The sequence below is a fragment of the Pseudorhodoplanes sp. genome, from assembly GCF_050250235.1.
Classification (GTDB): domain Bacteria; phylum Pseudomonadota; class Alphaproteobacteria; order Rhizobiales; family Xanthobacteraceae; genus Pseudorhodoplanes.
The window spans coordinates 16,511-34,479 of sequence record NZ_JBFWPA010000067.1 but is presented as its reverse complement, the minus strand read 5'-3'; the positions used below and the strand labels follow the sequence as shown (position 1 = coordinate 34,479).

Annotated in this window: 14 protein-coding genes and 1 tRNA gene; 6 read left to right on the top strand and 9 right to left on the bottom strand. The window is 60.6% G+C overall.

Annotated elements, in window-relative coordinates:
- Positions 1 to 305: 305 nt before the first annotated feature.
- Positions 306 to 1,874 (top strand): NERD domain-containing protein, encoded by a 1,569-nt coding sequence (locus tag AB7F49_RS24340; RefSeq protein WP_428527183.1) that lies wholly within the window; start codon positions 306 to 308, stop codon positions 1,872 to 1,874.
- Here the strand turns inward: AB7F49_RS24340 and AB7F49_RS24335 are convergent, their stop codons facing one another.
- From AB7F49_RS24335 to AB7F49_RS24315, 5 genes are all read right to left on the bottom strand, one after another.
- The gene (locus tag AB7F49_RS24335; protein WP_428527181.1) at positions 1,875 to 3,590 is read right to left on the bottom strand and encodes a hypothetical protein; all 1,716 of its coding nucleotides are present in this window, start codon (positions 3,588 to 3,590) and stop codon (positions 1,875 to 1,877) included.
- Positions 3,587 to 6,382: a helicase C-terminal domain-containing protein gene (locus AB7F49_RS24330; protein ID WP_428527179.1), complete on the bottom strand. Its 2,796-nt coding sequence runs from the start codon at positions 6,380 to 6,382 to the stop codon at positions 3,587 to 3,589. Before AB7F49_RS24330 ends, AB7F49_RS24335 begins: the two co-directional genes overlap by 4 nt.
- A gap of 258 nt (positions 6,383 to 6,640) precedes the next feature.
- A complete protein-coding gene (locus AB7F49_RS24325) occupies positions 6,641 to 8,032 on the bottom strand; it encodes a sigma-70 family RNA polymerase sigma factor (RefSeq protein WP_428527177.1) in 1,392 nt (463 codons plus the stop codon).
- Positions 8,033 to 8,844: 812 nt separating this feature from the next.
- Positions 8,845 to 8,934: transfer RNA gene (locus AB7F49_RS24320), tRNA-Ser, on the bottom strand.
- Positions 8,935 to 8,997: 63 nt separating this feature from the next.
- Positions 8,998 to 9,885, bottom strand: coding sequence for a substrate-binding domain-containing protein (locus AB7F49_RS24315; protein WP_428527175.1), 888 nt, complete (start codon positions 9,883 to 9,885; stop codon positions 8,998 to 9,000).
- Positions 9,886 to 9,956: 71 nt separating this feature from the next.
- Between AB7F49_RS24315 and AB7F49_RS24310 the strand changes: the two genes are divergently transcribed.
- The 3 genes from AB7F49_RS24310 to AB7F49_RS24300 are packed head-to-tail and all read left to right on the top strand — an operon-like array spanning position 9,957 to position 12,230.
- On the top strand, positions 9,957 to 10,649 hold the full coding sequence (locus AB7F49_RS24310; RefSeq protein WP_428527173.1) for an ABC transporter permease: 693 nt from the start codon (positions 9,957 to 9,959) through the stop codon (positions 10,647 to 10,649).
- Positions 10,650 to 10,654: 5 nt separating this feature from the next.
- A complete protein-coding gene (locus tag AB7F49_RS24305) occupies positions 10,655 to 11,377 on the top strand; it encodes an ATP-binding cassette domain-containing protein (protein WP_428527171.1) in 723 nt (240 codons plus the stop codon).
- Between the two features lie 19 nt (positions 11,378 to 11,396).
- Positions 11,397 to 12,230, top strand: a complete 834-nt coding sequence (locus AB7F49_RS24300) for an extracellular solute-binding protein (RefSeq protein ID WP_428527169.1) — start codon at positions 11,397 to 11,399, stop codon at positions 12,228 to 12,230.
- Between the two features lie 89 nt (positions 12,231 to 12,319).
- Here the strand turns inward: AB7F49_RS24300 and AB7F49_RS24295 are convergent, their stop codons facing one another.
- A complete protein-coding gene (locus AB7F49_RS24295) occupies positions 12,320 to 13,132 on the bottom strand; it encodes a sulfite exporter TauE/SafE family protein (RefSeq protein ID WP_428527167.1) in 813 nt (270 codons plus the stop codon).
- Between the two features lie 177 nt (positions 13,133 to 13,309).
- Between AB7F49_RS24295 and AB7F49_RS24290 the strand changes: the two genes are divergently transcribed.
- On the top strand, positions 13,310 to 14,032 hold the full coding sequence (locus AB7F49_RS24290; protein WP_428527165.1) for a hypothetical protein: 723 nt from the start codon (positions 13,310 to 13,312) through the stop codon (positions 14,030 to 14,032).
- Between the two features lie 106 nt (positions 14,033 to 14,138).
- Here AB7F49_RS24290 and AB7F49_RS24285 read toward each other — a convergent pair whose 3' ends face one another.
- The gene (locus tag AB7F49_RS24285; RefSeq protein WP_428527163.1) at positions 14,139 to 15,221 is read right to left on the bottom strand and encodes a class I SAM-dependent methyltransferase; all 1,083 of its coding nucleotides are present in this window, start codon (positions 15,219 to 15,221) and stop codon (positions 14,139 to 14,141) included.
- Between the two features lie 62 nt (positions 15,222 to 15,283).
- Here AB7F49_RS24285 and recR point away from each other — a divergent pair, with 62 nt between their 5' ends.
- Complete coding sequence (gene recR, locus AB7F49_RS24280) at positions 15,284 to 15,889, top strand: recombination mediator RecR (protein WP_428527161.1); 606 nt, start codon at positions 15,284 to 15,286, stop codon at positions 15,887 to 15,889.
- Positions 15,890 to 15,901: 12 nt separating this feature from the next.
- On the opposite strand, the gene AB7F49_RS24275 is transcribed toward recR, so the two are convergent.
- Entirely contained in the window at positions 15,902 to 16,831 is a 930-nt protein-coding gene (locus tag AB7F49_RS24275; protein ID WP_428527159.1) for a helix-turn-helix transcriptional regulator, read from the bottom strand.
- Positions 16,831 to 17,760, bottom strand: coding sequence for a helix-turn-helix transcriptional regulator (locus AB7F49_RS24270; protein WP_428527157.1), 930 nt, complete (start codon positions 17,758 to 17,760; stop codon positions 16,831 to 16,833). Before AB7F49_RS24270 ends, AB7F49_RS24275 begins: the two co-directional genes overlap by 1 nt.
- Positions 17,761 to 17,969 lie beyond the last annotated feature (209 nt).

Genomic DNA, 17,969 nt, shown 5'->3' with positions numbered 1-17,969 from the left:
ACCACACAACAACTCGATCCCGGTTGGTTCGACCTTCGCCCGCGCGGATGGACCTTTTGCAGATCGTCTTTTGCCGCCTGATGCCTTTCGCTTGGTCTTGACTATAGTCGCCCGCTTCACAATTCGCCGCCTTGCCCGATATTGCAGAAAATATTGTCGATTTTAGCGCGTTCGGACCGAGTCGTTAAGATTGGATAATCCGATTTTCCCCGTACAATTCCGAAGATGAGCCTTCCGAGCGACTTCTCATGGCCCGAATGATCCCCCCAACGATAGTCTCGGGCACGCCGACATCCGAGCGTAGAGTGTTCGAGGCCTTGTCCAGACTCGATGACGAGTGGACCGTGCTCCATTCTGTCAAATGGCAATCGAAGCGCAACGGGCGGCAAGGGGATGGGGAAGCGGATTTCCTACTCATCCATCAAACGCGCGGCATCCTCATCCTCGAAGTGAAGGGTGGGGACGTCGATCTGCGCAACGGGTCTTGGTTCAGCGTCAACACGGCGACCCGGGTTACGTCTCGAATCAAGGATCCATTTCAGCAGGCGGTCGCGTCCAAGCATGCCTTGCTCGGCTACCTGGAGGAGCACCAGCTTCCGATGAAGTCGATACCGATCGCTCACGCGGTCGCCTTTCCGGGTGTCACTTTGGCAAAAGGTCAAACCTTCGGTCCTGCGGCGCCTCTCGCGATCGTTTGGGATAGAGTCGGTATCGATGATATCCCGCGAAGCCTGGAGACGACATGTCGCCATTGGAACATGATGGCGATCATGACCGCCCAGGAGCGTAGCCGCATCGTCCAACTGCTCGCGCCGACGACGAGCGTGCGACGACGGCTCGTGGACGAGATAGGAGATATCGAAAAACGTTTGCTCCAGCTTACGGAGGAACAGAAGTACGACTTCGCCATTCTGCGGAGGCTGCGTCGCGCGCAAGTTCGAGGCGGTGCGGGAACCGGGAAAACCGTTTTAGCCGTTGCACGCGCCAGGCAATTGGCTGAAGACGGCTTTTCGACATTGCTGGTTTGCTACAATGAATGTCTCGGCAGGACTCTGGCTGAGGAAATTGCCGACGACGAGCGCATTTGGGCGGGGACGTTCCACTCACTTTGTTTGTCTACGGCTCGCGCAGCAGGCTTGTCGGTTCCTAGGCCCATCGACGAAAATTGGTGGTTCGCCGAAGCACCGAATCTTCTGATCGAGGCGCAGGCAAGCGTGGGGAAAAAGGCGTTTCAAGCCGTGGTAGTAGATGAAGGCCAGGATTTCCCACCGGATTGGCTTCAAGCGCTCGACCTCGTGATAGGAGACGTTCCCGACCCACCATTCTATCTATTCGCGGACAGTCACCAGCAATTGTACCTTGATGATTGGCGTGCGCCGGACGGCATGCCGCCTCCTTTGGAGCTGCGTGTCAATTGTCGTAGTACCATAGCGATAGCGCAATACGCTGCGAATGTGTTCGGCGAAATGGCGACGACCCGCGGGATCGTAGGGCCGAATCCACAGTTGCGTGAAGTGGCCAACCGCCGCGAAATGGTTCGGGGAATCCAACGTCTGGCGGAAACTCTGATCGAGAGAGAGGGAGTCACGCCCGCCGACATCGTGGTCCTTGCCGACACCGTTGAAATCCTGGATGCCATGAAGTCCCTATCCGCCGGGAGCATCCCCTTCGTCGGCGAAGGTGAAGGAATCAAGTTGGAGACCGTACGGAGATTCAAGGGTTTGGAATCCAATGTCGTCATCCTCGCGCTGTCGGAGCGCATCGCAGAGCAAGAACTCCTTGCGCTGGCGTACACCGGGATGAGCCGCGCCAAAACGGCTCTCTATGTTTTCGCGTCGGCGAAAATTCGAGATGGTGTCCGCTGGCCGCACTGATTATCGTGCCCCGTTTGCACCTTCGACGCAGACGGAAAGATAACCTCGCGCACCGGACAAGCACCCGCGATCAAGGAAGCCGTTGAATAGACGGCATGACGGCTCTCCCAAGTGGAGGCAGGCGACGCAAGCTCCGCCTGCCTTGGCGCAACCCGGATCTAGAGCGCAGCGATGCTCGCCCTCCGTGAAGTCGTGCAGTAAACGGTCCAGGTCATTCTCGAACAGAGCTTGGAGCCCGCCAAGAACGAAATCGCCTCGTGTCGCGGCGTATACGAAGAACCCGAGGTGACTCGGAACGAGAAGCTCGGATAGTGCGTGTAATTCGATGCCTGCGTGCACCGCCGTAAATCTTATGAGCCGATGTGCGTAGGAATGAATCAAAGTGAGGAGCGCCCTGAAAGCCTCATCCACGTTTGCATCGGCAGCCGTCATCGCGGATAGGATGGAGCTCCTCGCTCCCTTGGCATCGGCGTAATCTCCCAGGTGGAAACCTTGCAACTCCAGCCATTCGGCCACCTTCAACGGCTCCAATCCGATATAAAGGGCTTCGGTTTCTGCGATTTCACCATAGATTTCGTAAGTTCCGCGCCGATCCCTGTACGTCACCAGATGTGCGGCACCGGGTTCGCTCGGCCCCCGCGTGTAGCCGAAATGGCCGGTCAAGATCGGAAACTTGTCCACCAACTCGACTCTTTCGAGACCCGCGCTCCTAAGCGCAAGTGGATAGCGTACGCCATATCGGTGCCCCAGAGGCGACATGGCATCGAGCCCGCGCTCCAAGTCCGATATGGTCACGCGGCTTTCCGAAAGAGCCAATGCGACCGTCATCGCCTGTTCTTCGGCGACAGTACGAACTTCCGGGGTCAGGCGCAGATCTTCACGGGAGCCGCCGTCCGCCTCGGCGGCGACCGACAGCATTCTTTCGATCGTGCCTTCATCCAGTCCACTCGCAGCGAGCTGCCGACGCAACGTTTCTTTCGTGGGCTTCACTTCGAGCATGCTCCGTCCTGGCATGCTATCGAGCAGCCATTCCAGAGCGCGCGTGCCGCCGCCCGCATCCTGCAACGCTCTCATCCGTTCGAGGGATGGCGGGTTCACCACTACGACGTTTCTAGGCGTGAACACGGATGCGGCTCGGTGAACGTTTATGCTCATCCGATCGCCTGCACTGGAGCGCATGTATCCGAAGCCACGCAACACGCGCGAACAGGTCGGACAGTCGAATGTGACTTCGCTGCCGGTTGCGGTTCCTGGCAAGTTGATGCGGCTTTCGTCGTGCGTGGGACATCGCGGAATGCTTGGTTCTCGCAATTCTCCGGTGCTTTCCGAATAAGCGACGAACTGCAATTGCCCCTTGCGGGATGAGCTCCCGCACTTGCATCGTCCATCGGGGTTGTCGTGGATCCTGAAACAGGTGCGGCAATTCCAAATCTCGGGAAAAGGCTTCAAACGTACGCCACGATCGCGATTGAGCGATCTGACCACGACCGGCGCATTGCGTCGTTCGAGGTCGAGAACGAAGCCGCCGTCCCTATTTGTCGCTGCCCAAGGAGAGGCGAGCCGGCATAGCTCGCGCTTCAAGGCGCGTTCATCGATGTTCTGACGCAGGATCGAACCCATCCATTCCTGAACGAGCCAAATGCCGCCACGGATGTCCACCGTCTGTTGCGGAAGATGTCCGAATTGAATTTGAGAGACGCTTCGCTTTTCCGTCATGGACGCCTATCCAGGAAGAGAGATACCTGTTCTTCCACGTCGCGAAGCGAGATCATCGGACGTCCATCCGGACAGGCGTCCGACGGAAATTTCATGTCCGGCGTGAATCGAACGATGTTCTGTTCGAATCGTTGGAACCAACGGTCCAAGTCCTCGATCAGACGTGCGTCGCCGTTTTCTTGGATGCCGAGATATCGAACGATAGCGTCTCGTTCGTCTTGCATTCTCATGCGCCCGTCGGCGAGGTACTTGCGTAGACTCGGCAACGTAGCCAAGGAGTGGCGGGCAGCGGGTTCATGGATCGTAAGAATTCTCGCCAGTTCCAAACCAGCTATCGTTCGTTCGAGCACCCGCCTACTTTTTCTCGTGATGGGGATCGGTTCTATGAAGCGATCGCCTTGTTCGACGAATTTCGTGAACGAACGGAATACGCTTGCATCTCGCTCCCGCCCGATCTTGTGAATGACGAAGACGAGGGCGGGCCAGCGCCGTCCGACACGGGCCGTCGATTGGATGAATTCCGCGCTTCCCAACGGCAATCCAGACATGACCATGATGTTCAGACGATCAATATCGACGCCATGTGACATCATTGATGATGCAGTGATAAGGTGGAGTCTATCTTCGGCAGCCTCCTCCGGCTTCTCCAACCGCTCCAGAACTTTCGCCACATCCTGAAAATCGGTTCGGCCCGTGAGTATGGCATGATGCAACGCCTTGCCATCAGCCGGTCGAATTTGTCCGCTTGAAATCGAGCGCTCGACTGCATCAAGGTCGCGCAGCGTATTGCCGTAGATCACTTGCGTGCCGTAAAGTCCATAAAGGAAGGGAGCCAGGGCGGAATCGACGCCGATCTCCCGGCATGTCTGGTCGGGATGGGAAACGAGGAGACGAACCGAGTCCTGCATTTCGGTCGCCATGCGGTCGATCACGAATTCAATCGTGAGACCACGTGGCGCGATCGCGACGAACCGGCGCATCAACTCGTTCGAGGACTTGGTCCAGAATCCTTCGTCCGTGCTTGGGCCTGGCTGCGGGAAGACGCGGCCCTGCCGGCGGTAAAGAACGTCGATTTGCGCTTCATACCCTTCCAACGTGGCGGATGATGCCAGGATCTTCGGCCGCCGTCCGCACAGATCTTCCTCCAATCCATCCAGCAATGCCTCGTAATGCGCATCGACCGCCCCCAAGCTGTCGCGCAACAAATGAAGCTCGTCCTGGAGCCGATAGGAAGGTCCGAACAGCCGCGCGTCCATCGGCAATTCGTGCGGTGCGCGGTTGCAACCCGGAACCAGACATCCGCGCGGGCGCTTGCTTCTGGGGGCATAGACAAATCCATGCCCAGGACGCGAACAGAGCCCCAGGGGCGCGCCGACGAGTCCTCGCATCGCTCCTTGCATGCCGATGGATGCGGCCTTGTCCAGCGTACCGACGACGATGGTGGGGAGAAAGCGGTAGATTTCCTCGTCGACGATATGGAAGGGAAGCGCTTCCTCCGGCCACTCGCAGGATGGATTTTCGCATACGTGGTCCAAGCGCCAATTCGCTCGGTCGAAACGCATCCCGATTTGAGCGCTCCGGCAGAACGGGCATTTCTGAAGGATCTTGTACCGGCCGGGCATTTCTTCATCTTCGATGTCCGGTTCGTACTCCTTCGGGTCGTCCGATAGTCTGTTCGGCGTTGCGCCCTGTCCGACGAAGAAGCCGATAGCGAAGGACGATCCGCCAATATTCGCCTCCCGGCGAACCATTTCCGCGGCTGCCAAGGCGTCGGCGAAGCGCTGCAACTGTTGCAGGGACAGCATGCGCAGCGGAAACCGCGTCCATGCGGTAACGCCGCAAATCTTCCCCTTCATCCTGTCGAAGAGCGCCGCCGTCACGAGCAAGCCTAGGTACGTTTCGGTCTTGCCGCCTCCGGTGGAGAACCAGACGACATCGACGATTTCCGCCTCTCGTTCGGGTTCGAGGATGCAGCCGAGATTCGACAATATGAAGCCGACTTGGAATGGGCGCCAACGGTCGTAACCGCGGCCTCGTGCGGACCGGGCGATCGCCCGGTTCATGAGGCTGAAGGCTCTCAGGATATCTGGAAACCTGCGTAGATATTCGACACCTTGTGCAACCCGTTCTAACTCGGAGCCGAACTTCTTCGCCTCTTCTGCCGCCTCGCGGCGCATCTCGTCGGACCAACCATGCCGAGCCGCACGTTCGTCCAGGGAATGCGAAGTCCAGACTCTTTCACCCCATCGCTGCAATTCATCGACGAGCCGCTCCAGCGCGGGAAGGGGGTCTTCTTCCAGCGTTTTGAAGCTCAGGTCAGGCGGTTCGTTTTCGCCGCCCCAAAATATGGGGCGAGGGCGATCGACCGAGATTGTATCCGTGCTGACGAAGCCGCCTGGGATTTCACGCACGCCGCAATTGACCCCGTACGCCCCAATTCTGCGATCGTAGCGAAAGGAATCCGGCAGCGCTTCGAGAAGATAGGGCTTGGTCGGCAAGTGTTCGATGGTCAACTCGACCTCGTAGAGACGCGTATCCCGAACAGTCGCGTGCTCGGCGGGAGAGGCGTTGACCAGTTGAACCAGAAGCTCCGCCTGACCGTTTGTCTTTGTGAATTCCGTGCGGAGTTCCGCGGCAAAGCACTTGATTCCAAGTTGTGTCTCGAACGCACCCTTGATCGCATCCTTGGCGAACGACTGCGACCCGGGAGTTACCTGGAGTGGAATTCGGACATCGATTCCGGCGGATTTGGTCCAACCACTGCCGTCGTTCAGCCAAACCTTGGCGCGCACGCGTGCCTCGAAGGTCCAAGGCCCTTCGCAGCCCGGGAGACACCGGATTCCGATGGCGCAAGGCTCCAAACGGCCGATGCGTTCGGAATTCGCGGTAGCGGGCATTTGGTCCTCGGGGGCGAGCCGGCCCAGCCAGAAGCGACCCGAGGGTGCGTTGTCGGACGAGGCTATATCGTCTCCTCGTCCAATTCGCAGCAGCCGGCCCTCCATCCAGTCGATGAACTTCAGACAGGCATCGTATCTATCGTCGGGCATGGTTCAATCGATCAAAGCGTTCATGTGACGCAATGCCTTCTTGTATAGTTTCTTCACGGCCTTTTCCTCGATCTGGCGGATGCGCTCGCGAGTGACGCCGTAATCGTCACCGATTTCCTGCAAGGTTTCCTCGGCTCCCGACACAAAACCGAAGCGTCTCTCCAGAATGAGGCGCTCCCGATCGGAAAGTTGACTCATCAATGACCGCAATAGGCGATCCCGCGAGCTTTCCTCGACGGTTTGCTCGGGCGATGGCAGGTCGCAAGCCAACGTGTCGCCGATATGAAATTCATCGTCCTCATCCAATGGCGCTTCGATCGACGAAGTCCTAAACATCGAAAGACGTTGCAGGAAACGGGTCTGCTCCTTGGTCCATTCCAAGGCTTCGGCGAGCTCCGCCAGGTCCGGCTCGCGGCCATATTCGACTGTTAGCCGCCGCTGCATGCGGCGCATTCGACGGAGATTGTTGATTTGATGGACGGGAATTCTTATGAGGCCGCCTTCGTTGTCCAGTCCGCGCCACATACCCTGGCGAATCCACCAATGTGCATATGTCGAAAATTGCAGGCCCAAGTCGGGGTCGAACATCTCGACCGCTCGCATCAAGCCCAGTATGCCGTTCTGAACGTGATCGCTGAATTCGAGGTCGCCGTGGCGCATCTTTCGGGCCATCGAGAAGACGAGACGGATATTGGCCGTCACCATGCGTGCTTTTGCTTTTTCGCCTTGTTCCACCAGCGCAATCAGGTCGTCGTTACTGATCCCAGAGTCGATGTCGCGTTTGGCGAGCAGGCCAATTTGAACAGCTCGCGAGAACCTTACGTGCTCGGCGTGAGTGAGCAGTGAAGCCTTTCCGTAGCCGGACACGAGTGGCGCTGCGGTCGCATCGGCCGCATCCGCCACGGGCTCGGTATTTCGCGGTTGTTCGACCTCTTCCAAACCCAGGACGACATGATCGATGCCATGGATACGAAGTCGTCTGATGACTTCGACGATTTCCTCCGCTTCGAGCTTCCTGCGCAGGACCATCCGCTCGAATTGCGATCTTTCGAGCTTGCCTTCGAGGCGCTCGTGATCGGCCAAGATTGCGGCTACGGCCCGCTCGATGCGAATTGCGCTCGTCGTTTCCCGGGAGGGATGATCATTGGCGGGCGTTGGGGGTGTTTCAGGGGCAGTTTCCGGCGATGCGTCATTTCGATCGAAAACCCAAACTTCCGGCAATAGATCGGATGTGCACTCCACGCGTGGTGCCGCGTGGATTGTCTGCGACGGGCTTTCACCCCCGAGCTCGTCGTTGGCGTTAAGCGTCCCCAATCGAAATCTTTCTTCTGCAATCAACAGGAGAATAGGTTTTCCTTGGGTTGTAGTCACGACTTTACATAGCGTGACTACCATCTGCGCTCGAAAGCAGAACATAATCAATGAATTGCGCGGCCGCACGCATGGCTACACTTGGACCGTCGGGCCTAGTACGCTGGGAGGGAATTGAAGCAGTTGCTCTGTGCAGGCCTGACTCAGGGGCTCAAACGGGATCAATCCTGCGTGGAAGGACTTTCGCTTCTTCCCGCGCGCCCCCCATTTCCGTCAGCCATTGCCGACGGCTCCTGGATTCGCCAATCTTCTGTCGAAGCGCTGGTTATGAGCGCGATCCTGTACGGAAGGCACTCGTGTGCCAACTCGCGTTCCACCAAGAGATTTAGGCTGCCGCTGTTGCTGCACTCTTAGGATCAGCAGCAGCGCGCTGCATCGCACGCTTTGCGAGTTAGATCGCGTGCATGGTTGCCAGGCTCCGCGAGGGCGTCAGTCATATGAAGCCTTGGCGGCGACCAGGACAAAGCGAACAAGCAGTCCGGACCGAGAGCGACAGTCAGCGGAACTGGGAGGGAAAATGATGACGCTCGCACCTCGTAACTCGAAAACCTACGCGATATCAATGAGGCGGCTCGTTCGCAGACTCTCCCGCTGCCCCGAAATATCTTTGCAAAGTGCGGAGGTCCGCGCCACGGAAAAGCGCTTCAAAATCAGCCGCTTATGAGAACCGCACCAAAACCGCGAAGTGCGGAGGTTTGGAGACAAACTCCGTAGAGAGAGAGAGTTCGAGGCTCGGTCTACGCATCGCAGTGCGGAGGTTTTGCCGCGAAAGCCCGCCATTATTGGACTTTTGAGCAGGTCGCAAACAGCGCGGAGAATGTTGGTCGACGCACGACTGGCGGAGAGAGAGGGATTCGAACCCTCGATACGGTTTCCCGTATACACGCTTTCCAAGCGTGCGCCTTCAGCCACTCGGCCACCTCTCCGTGGCGGTCCTTTTGGAGGTCGCGGCCAGCTTTTTCAAGACGCCTTAGGATTATTTGCGCGAGTCAGGCCACCATCCTGATATTGCCGCAAAGGGACAAATCATAGCCGCCCAGTTCTGCCGCGCGCTGCCGGAACCTGTCGGACCGAACAAAGCCGAACAGGGCAGATGGTCCGGGCAGAAAATAGTCGCGCTGGCGCAGAACAAGGTCGAAATTCTCCCAGAGCAACGGCACGAAATCGAGCCCGGCCGCGTCGGCGACCGCGCGGGTGGCGATCCCGGAATCCGCGTGCCCGGCCCGGATCCCCTGCGCGAGATCGGCGCCGGTGGCGCAGGCAGGCTTTACGAACGTGATGTCCTGCGGCTCGATGCGCTCCCGCGCCAGCAGCATGAGCAGCAGCAACTGCGCGCCGGCACCGTCCTGCCGGCGCGCCATGCGCAATCCCGAGCCCGCAATCTGCCCGAGACCGACGATACTATGCGGATTTCCTGGCACCACCAGCAGGCCCTGCTCGCGCTTCGCAAAGCCGATCACGACGGCATCATGCAGGCCGGGCGCATGACGGACCGCCTCGACATTCGCCCGCGCGGCGTCCTGGTCCAGCGCGTGCAGATGGATGGCGGCCAGCATCACTTCGCGTCGTGACAGCCGCCGCAGACCCGCCTCGGACCCTTCGGGCAGGCTTGCCAGCCCCGATCCGCTCTCCCGCAGCGCCCATTCCAGCAGCGGGTCGGTACTGCCGCCGGCAATGGGAGGCGCCGATTCCTCCAGCGATTTCATCGTGGTGGCCAAGCCGGACGCGACCCAGCGGTCGAGCGCCGCCTTCGGAAACAGCCAGCGCCCGGTGACCTTGCTGCACGGAACGGCGCCGGCCGCGACCAGTTCGTAGAGCTTGCGCTCGCTCAGCCGCAGATAGGCCGCGGCCTCCTCGGTATTCAGAAATTCTGGCATGAACATACCTGCATTGAAATGAACATTCTCCGAGAATTGACCCATTCTGCTTCCAGTGCAACACACAACAGGTGCCAACCGACGCCTCCGCCCTTGATCTGATCCTGCGGGCTGACCCGGTTCTGCTCGCGATCGTCAAGCTGTCGTTGATCGTGAGCCTGTCCGCCGTAATCTGCGCCGCGCTGATCGGGATACCGCTCGGCGCCCTGATCGCGCTCACGAATTTCCGCGGTCGCAACGGCGTTATCGTGGTCCTGAATGCGCTGATGGGCCTGCCGCCGGTGGTGGTCGGACTCATGGTCTACCTTCTTCTGTCGCGGACGGGTCCGCTCGGCAGCCTCGGAATCCTGTTCACGCCGGCGGCAATGATCGTGGCGCAGACCATTCTGGTGGCGCCGATCATCGCCGCGCTGTCTCGGCAAACCATCGAGGATCTCTGGGTCGAGTACCGCGACGAACTCGACGCCATGAATGTCGGGCCGCTGCAGCGGATCGCGACCCTCATCATCGACGCGCGATTTTCCCTTGTGACGGCGCTACTTGCAGGCTTCGGGAGGGCGGCGGCGGAAGTCGGAGCGGTGATCATCGTCGGCGGCAATATCGACGGCTTCACCCGCGTGATGACGACCGCCATCGCGCTCGAAACCTCAAAGGGCAATCTGCCGCTGGCCATCGGTCTCGGCATTATTCTGCTGACGCTGGTGCTGATCGTGAATGCTCTGGCCTGGGGCGTGCGGCGCGCCGGCGAGCGGTTTGCGGGATGAATGCGATGCGCGCCCCCGCAACCGATCTTCCGTTAATCCTCGAAGACGTGTCGTTGCTCGCGCGCGAGGTGAGGATCCTCCACCATGTTTCGCTCACTTTCGCTGCCGGAGCACCGACGATGCTCGTCGGGCCCAACGGCTCCGGCAAGTCCAGCCTGATGCGGGTCGCGATGGGCCTCACGTCCCCGACGCGCGGCCGGGTCACCTATGGCGGTCGCACCGATGTACCGCCGCTCCGCCGCGCCATCGTGTTCCAGCGGCCGGTCATGCTGCGACGAACCGCATCCGGCAATCTGATCTATGCGCTGGCGGCGTCCGGCATGAAGCGGGCCGAGCGCAATGCGGCAGCGCAGGAACTGCTCGGCCGGGTCGGCCTCGGCGCATTGAGCGACCGGCCGGCGCGGCGCATGTCGGGCGGCGAACAGCAGCGGCTTGCGATCGCGCGCGCGCTCGCAAAGGAGCCGGAAATTCTCTTTCTCGATGAGCCGACCGCCTCGCTCGATCCCGCCGCAACCAAGGCGACAGAGGACATCATCTCAGGCATCGCCGCGCGCGGCATCAAGATCGTGATGGCGACGCACGACCTCGGCGAGGCGCGACGGCTGGGCGGCGAGATCGTGCTGATGAACAGAGGACGGATCGTCGAGGTTGCGGACGCGCAAACCTTCTTCACCTCGCCGAAGACAGACGCCGCGCGGCGGTTCGTCGCCGGTGAATTGCTGGTCTGACAACAAAAAGGAGATCGCCATGATCACACGTCGTTTGGTTGCCGCTCTGGGTGCGGCTGCATTGCTTGCGGTCGCCAGTCCCGCGCTCGCGCAGGATAAGTCCATCGTGGTGTCGTCCACCACATCGACCACCGATTCCGGTCTGTTCAATCACCTCCTGCCGCTGTTCAAGAAGAAGAGTGGCATCGACGTGAAGGTGGTGTCGCAGGGCACCGGGCAGGCGCTCGACACCGGACGCCGCGGCGATTCCGATGTGGTGTTCGTGCACGCGCGGCCGCAGGAAGAGAAGTTCGTCGCCGACGGCTTCGGCGTGAAGCGTTTTCCGGTCATGTATAATGACTTCGTCCTGATCGGGCCGAAGAGCGATCCCGCCGGCATCAAGGGCGGCAAGGACATCGGCGCCGCGCTGAAGGCGATCAAGGCGAAGTCGGCCCCGTTCATCTCGCGCGGCGACAAGTCCGGCACCCATTCCGCGGAGCTTCGTCTCTGGAAGGGCGCCGGCATTGACATCGCCGTCGACAAGGGCAGCTGGTACAAGGAGATCGGGCAGGGCATGGGCGCCGCGCTCAACACCGCATCCGCCGCCAATGCCTATGTGCTGACCGACCGCGGCACGTGGCTGTCGTTCAAGAACCGTGGCGATCTCGACATCGCGGTCGAAGGCGACAACAAGCTGTTCAACCAGTATGGCGTCATCCTGGTCAATCCGGCGAAGCATCCGAACGTGAAGAAGGCGGAAGGTCAGGCCTTCATCGACTGGATCGTGTCGCCGGAAGGCCAGAAGGCTATTGCCGAGTACAAGATCAACGGCAATCAGCTGTTTTTCCCGAACGCGACGGCGTCAGGGGTGTGAGTTTCTTCTGCCCTCGCTCATCTCTCCTTCACCTCTCCCCGCAAGCGGGGAGAGGTGAGTGCACTGCTTGCCGCGAGCACTCCCATCCTTCACGTCACTACCCACATCAACTGCACCCACGCCCACAGCATCCGCAGCCCGGCCACCGCAAGCAGCGCGAACAGAATCATCCGCAGCATTGCCGGCGGCAACCGATTGAGCGCAAGCCACGATCCCACCAGACCGCCGATTGCGGCGGCCACCATCCAGAGCGGCAGTTGTGGTGGCAGGCCGGGCAGGGTCGCCCAGGCGCCGGTCAGTGCCGCGGCTGAATTCAGCAGATTGAAGTTGGCCGAAATCGCCGCCGCCTGCCGTGTGGTGGCCCAGGCGAGCGAGATGATCAATGGCGCGATGAAGATGCCGCCACCGATGCCGGTGACTCCAGAGATGAACCCGATAATGCCGCCCGCGGCGAGCGACGGCAGGAACGGCGGGTCGGCCAGCTCGGATTCGGGCGTTGACGCTCCACGCCTCGGCTGGATTATCTGCCATGCCGCGAGAAGCAGCAGCAATCCAACCACGGGCATGTAGACGATGCCCGGCAGGTTGAGCGCGCCGCCGACAAGCGAAAACGGCACGCCGAGAATCGCGAACGGATAGCATGTGCGCCATGTCAGCAGCCCGGCTGCGGCAAAGCGGATCGTGCCGATGGCAGCAACCACAATGTTAAGTGCCAGCGCTGTCGGCTTGATGACGTCGGGACTGAGGCCCGCAATCGCCATGACGGCGATATAGCCGGTAGCCCCGGCCTGTCCGACCGAGGCATACACGATCGCGATGGCGCTGAAGATAAGTGCGAGCAGAGTGTCGCTGAAGGTGACGTCCATGATGCGCCCGGCCGGCAGGAACGGCTTGAGTGACACAATGCGCGCGGATTGTCAGTCTCAACGGGGCGAAAAGAGATTGAAGGGGCACCACGTCAAGCCGCGCAGGCACCTCCCCGCTTGCGGGGAGAGGTCGGCACGCGCACACTTGCGGGGGTTGGCTGGGAGCATTTCTCGTGTCGTTGAACAGACGCAGCCTCACGCGGGAGGGTGACGGTGAGTGATTATCCTATTGATGATGTGCATCGCTTGCTTGAAGGCTTGGACTCATTAATTTCAAACTTGCGCTCGCTTGGGCCAGAAACAATACGAATTGATGATCTTCCAGAATTATTTGAGACGATTCATGAGTTAGGTGGGTGGCGAAACACGACATATCTACAAACCCAGGTTGGGATTAATGGGTCGCTTCTGAACAAGTTTCTAAAGTTGCGGGGAACGATAAGCAGGTCGGAGGCGCTCAAAGTTGCAGACCGACTAAGAAGTCATCTTAAGAGCTATGACCAAGCCGGCGCACTGTCAGACGCAGATAGCTCGAGAGAAATTCCCAGACGATCAAAACGAGAGCCAGCAAATGCAGTTGGCATCACTGCTGAACTATGGGTGGCGGTACGAACAACTTCAGACATAAAAATGAAGATTGGTGCAATCTCGTCCTTGTTGGACAGCATCATTCAGCAAACGAAGGGAGCCAATCAACCACCAAACGAACAAATCTTAAGCGAAATTGAGCGTCAGCAACTGATTTCTGTTTTGGAAACCGCACTGAACATTCTGAAGTCACCTCTCGTTGAGCAAGGCCTTTTGAAGAAGGCGAAATCGATTCTGACGAAGGGGTCCGAAAGTGCTGCGGAGAAAGGCGTCCAGCAGGGACTTGGAAAATTGATGGAAAGTGCTGCGGCTCGGATCTCCGAGTTGATCGCGGCACTGTTCGGCTAACCACACCATATTTTCTTTGCTGGGCGCCATACTTGAAGAAGCTACCCCACCCGTTCGCCTTCGGCGATCGACCGTCCCCGCAAGCGGGGAGAGGCAAAGCGTCCATCTAGGCTTCCTTGTCGAACACCATCACCTTCGACACGAAGGCCGGTTCGTCGCGCACATGCGTGAGGCCGTGAGCCTTCGCTATGGCGCCGAAATCCTCGTCGAGATAGCTCTCGAAATACGGCTCGTGATAATTCTGCGGGAAGCGTTCGAGCAACCCTTCGTAGTCCGGCACGTCGCGGCGCTGCAGCGAATCCACGATCACGAGGCGTCCGCCGGGTTTGAGCACGCGGGCGGCCTCGCCGATCATCTCGCGGCGAATCTTCGGCGGCAATTCGTGCATCATGAAGACCGACGTCACCGCATCCTGGCTGGCATCGGGCAGCGGCAGGCCCTCGGCCTTGGCGACCAGCGTATTGACCCGCCGCCAGCGCCGCAGGTGATGCCGCGCATGCCTGATATAGGCGTCCGACAGGTCGATGCCGGTGACCGTCAGCCGCGGCCAGGCCTGCTTGACGAAATCGAGGAAGCGGCCGGTGCCGCAGCCGATATCGATGAGCCGCAGCGTGCGCTGGTCGCGGCCGCGGAAAACCTCGTGCAATTCGGGAAGCGCCATGCGGCGCATCGCGTTCGCGGTGCCCTTGAACAGCACCTCGACCTGGGTGTCGTAGCGGTCCGCCGAATCCTCGGTCAGCCAGCCGCCGGACTGGTAATGGAAATTCTGCAGGTAATAATCCGGCCGCTTGCCGTTGACCGCGTCGGTCCGCACCTCGTCGTGGCGGCGCGCCTTTCTGCGGCGATGCACCTCCGGCAGATCGTCGAAGAACAGCCGCGAGCGGCGAATGAGGGTCGCGGGCGATCCGTCATGGTCCGCGGGCAGGGGATAGAGGCCGGCTTCGACATTGGCGAGATCGCGGCCAAGGAGTTCCGCCATGTCGCCGTAGAGCCGGCGCTGGCTCAGGACCGGCGCGCGGTTGTCGCCGTCTCGCCGTGGCGTTTCCTGTTCCTCGTCTTGGCCCTCCCGGCGCCGCGCTTCCGCCGCGAGCCGCTGCAGCGCATAGCCGTGACCCGCATACCAGGCGAGGCGGGGCAACTGGGTCGCGCCATAGGCGACGCGGGTGGCCAGGCGGGCGAGGGGGCTCATGTCGTTACCTGAGGTTTTCGGCTCGGCTGATCGTATATATGTAGGGCGAAACTGAGAATCACATGCCGAAAGCCGTCGCCGGACCTGAAATCGAGCGCCTGATCCAGCTTCTGGCGCGGCTGCCGGGGCTCGGCCCCCGCTCGGCCCGCCGCGCGGCTCTGCACCTGATCAAGAAGCGCGAGCAGCTCATGGGACCGCTGACTGAGGCGCTGGCGGTGGTGCAGGAGCGCATCACCGTGTGCGGAACCTGCGGCAATATCGATTCGCAGAATCCCTGCACGGTCTGCACCGATATCAAGCGCGATCCTTCGGTGATCGTGGTGGTCGAAGATGTCGCCGACCTGTGGGCGCTGGAACGCGCCGGCGCGGTCAATGCGCGCTATCACGTGCTGGGCGGCACGCTGTCCCCGCTCGACGGCGTCGGCCCGCAGGACCTCGCCATCGATGCGCTGGTAACGCGGGCGCACGATCCGGCGGTGACCGAGGTGATCCTCGCGCTCAACGCCACCGTCGACGGCCAGACCACGGCGCATTACATCACCGATCTTCTGCATAGCGCGGGGGTGGCGGTGACGCGGCTCGCACATGGCGTGCCCGTCGGCGGCGAACTCGACTATCTCGACGAGGGTACGCTGTCGGCGGCGATCCGGCAGCGCACGGCGATGTAGCACGCCTCGGCTTCAGGGCTCGGATTTGCGGCCTCGCATCGCCCCGGGCGTCATGCCGAACCGCTTCCTGAACAGGCGGTTGAAATGCGCGATGTCGGAAAAGCCGGATTCCATCGCGATGAGCGCGATCGGCTTGTCCGCGTGCTGCCGCAGAGCCTCGCTCGCGGCGGTCAGCCGCAGCTCATTCAGTTGGCCGGTGAAGCGAATGCCTGCCTGCTCGAACAACCTGTGCAAGTAGCGCGGCGATATGTTCTGCGCGGCTGCCATCGAGGCGACGCTGAGGTCTGGTTCGCGAAAGTCACGCCGCAGGAACGCCAGCGCAACATCCAGCCTCGAAACGGCTATCGCCGCGGGATCGGTTTCGATCTGCCGGTCGGTCAGCTCACCCACGGCAAGACGAACCAGTTCGCCGATATGCCGCGCCGCCGAACATCCAACTTCCCCCGTCAAGGACCGGTCTCGCGCGTCAAGCACGGAGATGTAATCCTTCAGCAGGGTGAGCGCGGGCAGCGAGCGCGGCAATCGCCGCGCTATCATCCCTGAATCCAGGAGGCCGGCGCTTCGCGCCACCGACGGCGACATCACCAGCGCGACGAAATTGCATCTGTTCGCTGCTCCCATTTCACAGACGGCGTCGTGGCGCGTGAAGATGGGCTGACCGGCAGCCACGCGGCGCTCGTTGCCGAGGTGAGACAATCTCAGCGACGAGTTGACCGGATAGATCAGCGAGAACGAGTCATCACCATCCCTGACCTTGCGATGGTCGCGAAACGTCGCTCCCGGCGAGTGACGCGAGCGCATCACGCTGATCTCCGGCGACGCAACCACCCATTTCACCGATGCGTGAAACGGCGCATCGCCGATTGCGCGAAAGTCGACACTGATCAGGCGCTGCGACACCGCCTCCAGCAGATCGTCGATCCTGTTGTAGGAGATTTCCATCAGCTGCCGGATCTGTTGTTGCGGGCCGCGCTGGGCGTCATTCCGAACCGCTTCTTGAACAAGCGGTTGAAATGCGCGATGTCGGAAAAGCCGGTATTGAGCGCGAGGACCGCAATCGGCAGGTCGCTTTTCTCTGCGAGCGCAGCGCGGGCGGCATCGAGGCGCAGTTCGTTGACAAAATCGGTGAAGCGAATTCCTGCCTGCTCGAACAGCCGGTGCAGGTAGCGCGGCGAGATGCCCTGTGCAGCCGCGACCGACAAGGCGCTCAGGCCGGGGTCACGGAATTCCTTGCGCATGCCCGCCAGCGCGATCTCGAGCCTCGCCCCGACAATGGCCGAGTCGTGGTTGTCGACGCGGCGCATTGAAACTTCGTTTGCCGCCAGTGCAATGAGGTCGGTGACATGTCGCGCGGCCGCGGCTGCAAGGCCGTCCGCCATCGGCTCGTTGCGTACGGCCAACAGCGATACATAAGTGCGAAGCAACTTGAGGGCGGGCGAGTGACTGGACCAGCATTCTGCGAGCAGGCGATTGTCTGCAAGCGTTGCCCGCTCGAATGCCGAGCGTGCAAGCACCAGCGCCACATACCGGCAATTTCCGCCCGCGCCGATGCGGCCGACGGCGTCGTGGCGCACCAGGATGGAGTGACCCGGCGTGACACGCTTCTCCTGACCCAGGTGCGATACCGTGATGGTGCAATTCTCCGGATAGACCAGCGACAGCGATTCGTCGCCGTCCCGCACGAGGGCCTGATCGCGGAATGTGAAACCGGGCGAGTGACTCCAGCGGACCGCGCGCACATTCGGAGTGCCGACAATCGACCTGATGCGGGAGTGGAACGGAGCCGGGCCGATTTGCTGAAAATCGAGATTGATCAGGCGCTGTGAAACGAGTTCCCGCAGATGATCGATCTTGTCGAAAGCAAGTTCCACTGCGGTATTTCCATACTTGAATCGAGAGGTCTGAGCCGGCGCGAAACAAGAAAGAGGCACGTCGGCGTCGGATCGCCGACACGGCATACCGAAGATCTCAGGTCTTGAACCTTAGCACGCTCGCGCGCGCTTTGCATATTCTGCACTCATCACGAGTAGGTCAGGTCGCGGGAGTCCAAGACCGCGCGGATATTGCCGGCCTAACCTCC

Excerpts from the sequence above, each read along its gene's own strand:
- AB7F49_RS24335 (WP_428527181.1), bottom strand. The coding sequence starts at position 3,590 with ATGACGGAAAAGCGAAGCGTCTCTCAAATTCAATTCGGACATCTTCCG.
- recR (WP_428527161.1), top strand. The coding sequence starts at position 15,284 with ATGCCGAAAGCCGTCGCCGGACCTGAAATCGAGCGCCTGATCCAGCTT.
- AB7F49_RS24285 (WP_428527163.1), bottom strand. The coding sequence starts at position 15,221 with ATGAGCCCCCTCGCCCGCCTGGCCACCCGCGTCGCCTATGGCGCGACC.
- AB7F49_RS24275 (WP_428527159.1), bottom strand. The coding sequence starts at position 16,831 with ATGGAAATCTCCTACAACAGGATCGACGATCTGCTGGAGGCGGTGTCG.
- AB7F49_RS24315 (WP_428527175.1), bottom strand. The coding sequence starts at position 9,885 with ATGCCAGAATTTCTGAATACCGAGGAGGCCGCGGCCTATCTGCGGCTG.
- AB7F49_RS24325 (WP_428527177.1), bottom strand. The coding sequence starts at position 8,032 with ATGGTAGTCACGCTATGTAAAGTCGTGACTACAACCCAAGGAAAACCT.
- AB7F49_RS24305 (WP_428527171.1), top strand. The coding sequence starts at position 10,655 with ATGCGCGCCCCCGCAACCGATCTTCCGTTAATCCTCGAAGACGTGTCG.
- AB7F49_RS24300 (WP_428527169.1), top strand. The coding sequence starts at position 11,397 with ATGATCACACGTCGTTTGGTTGCCGCTCTGGGTGCGGCTGCATTGCTT.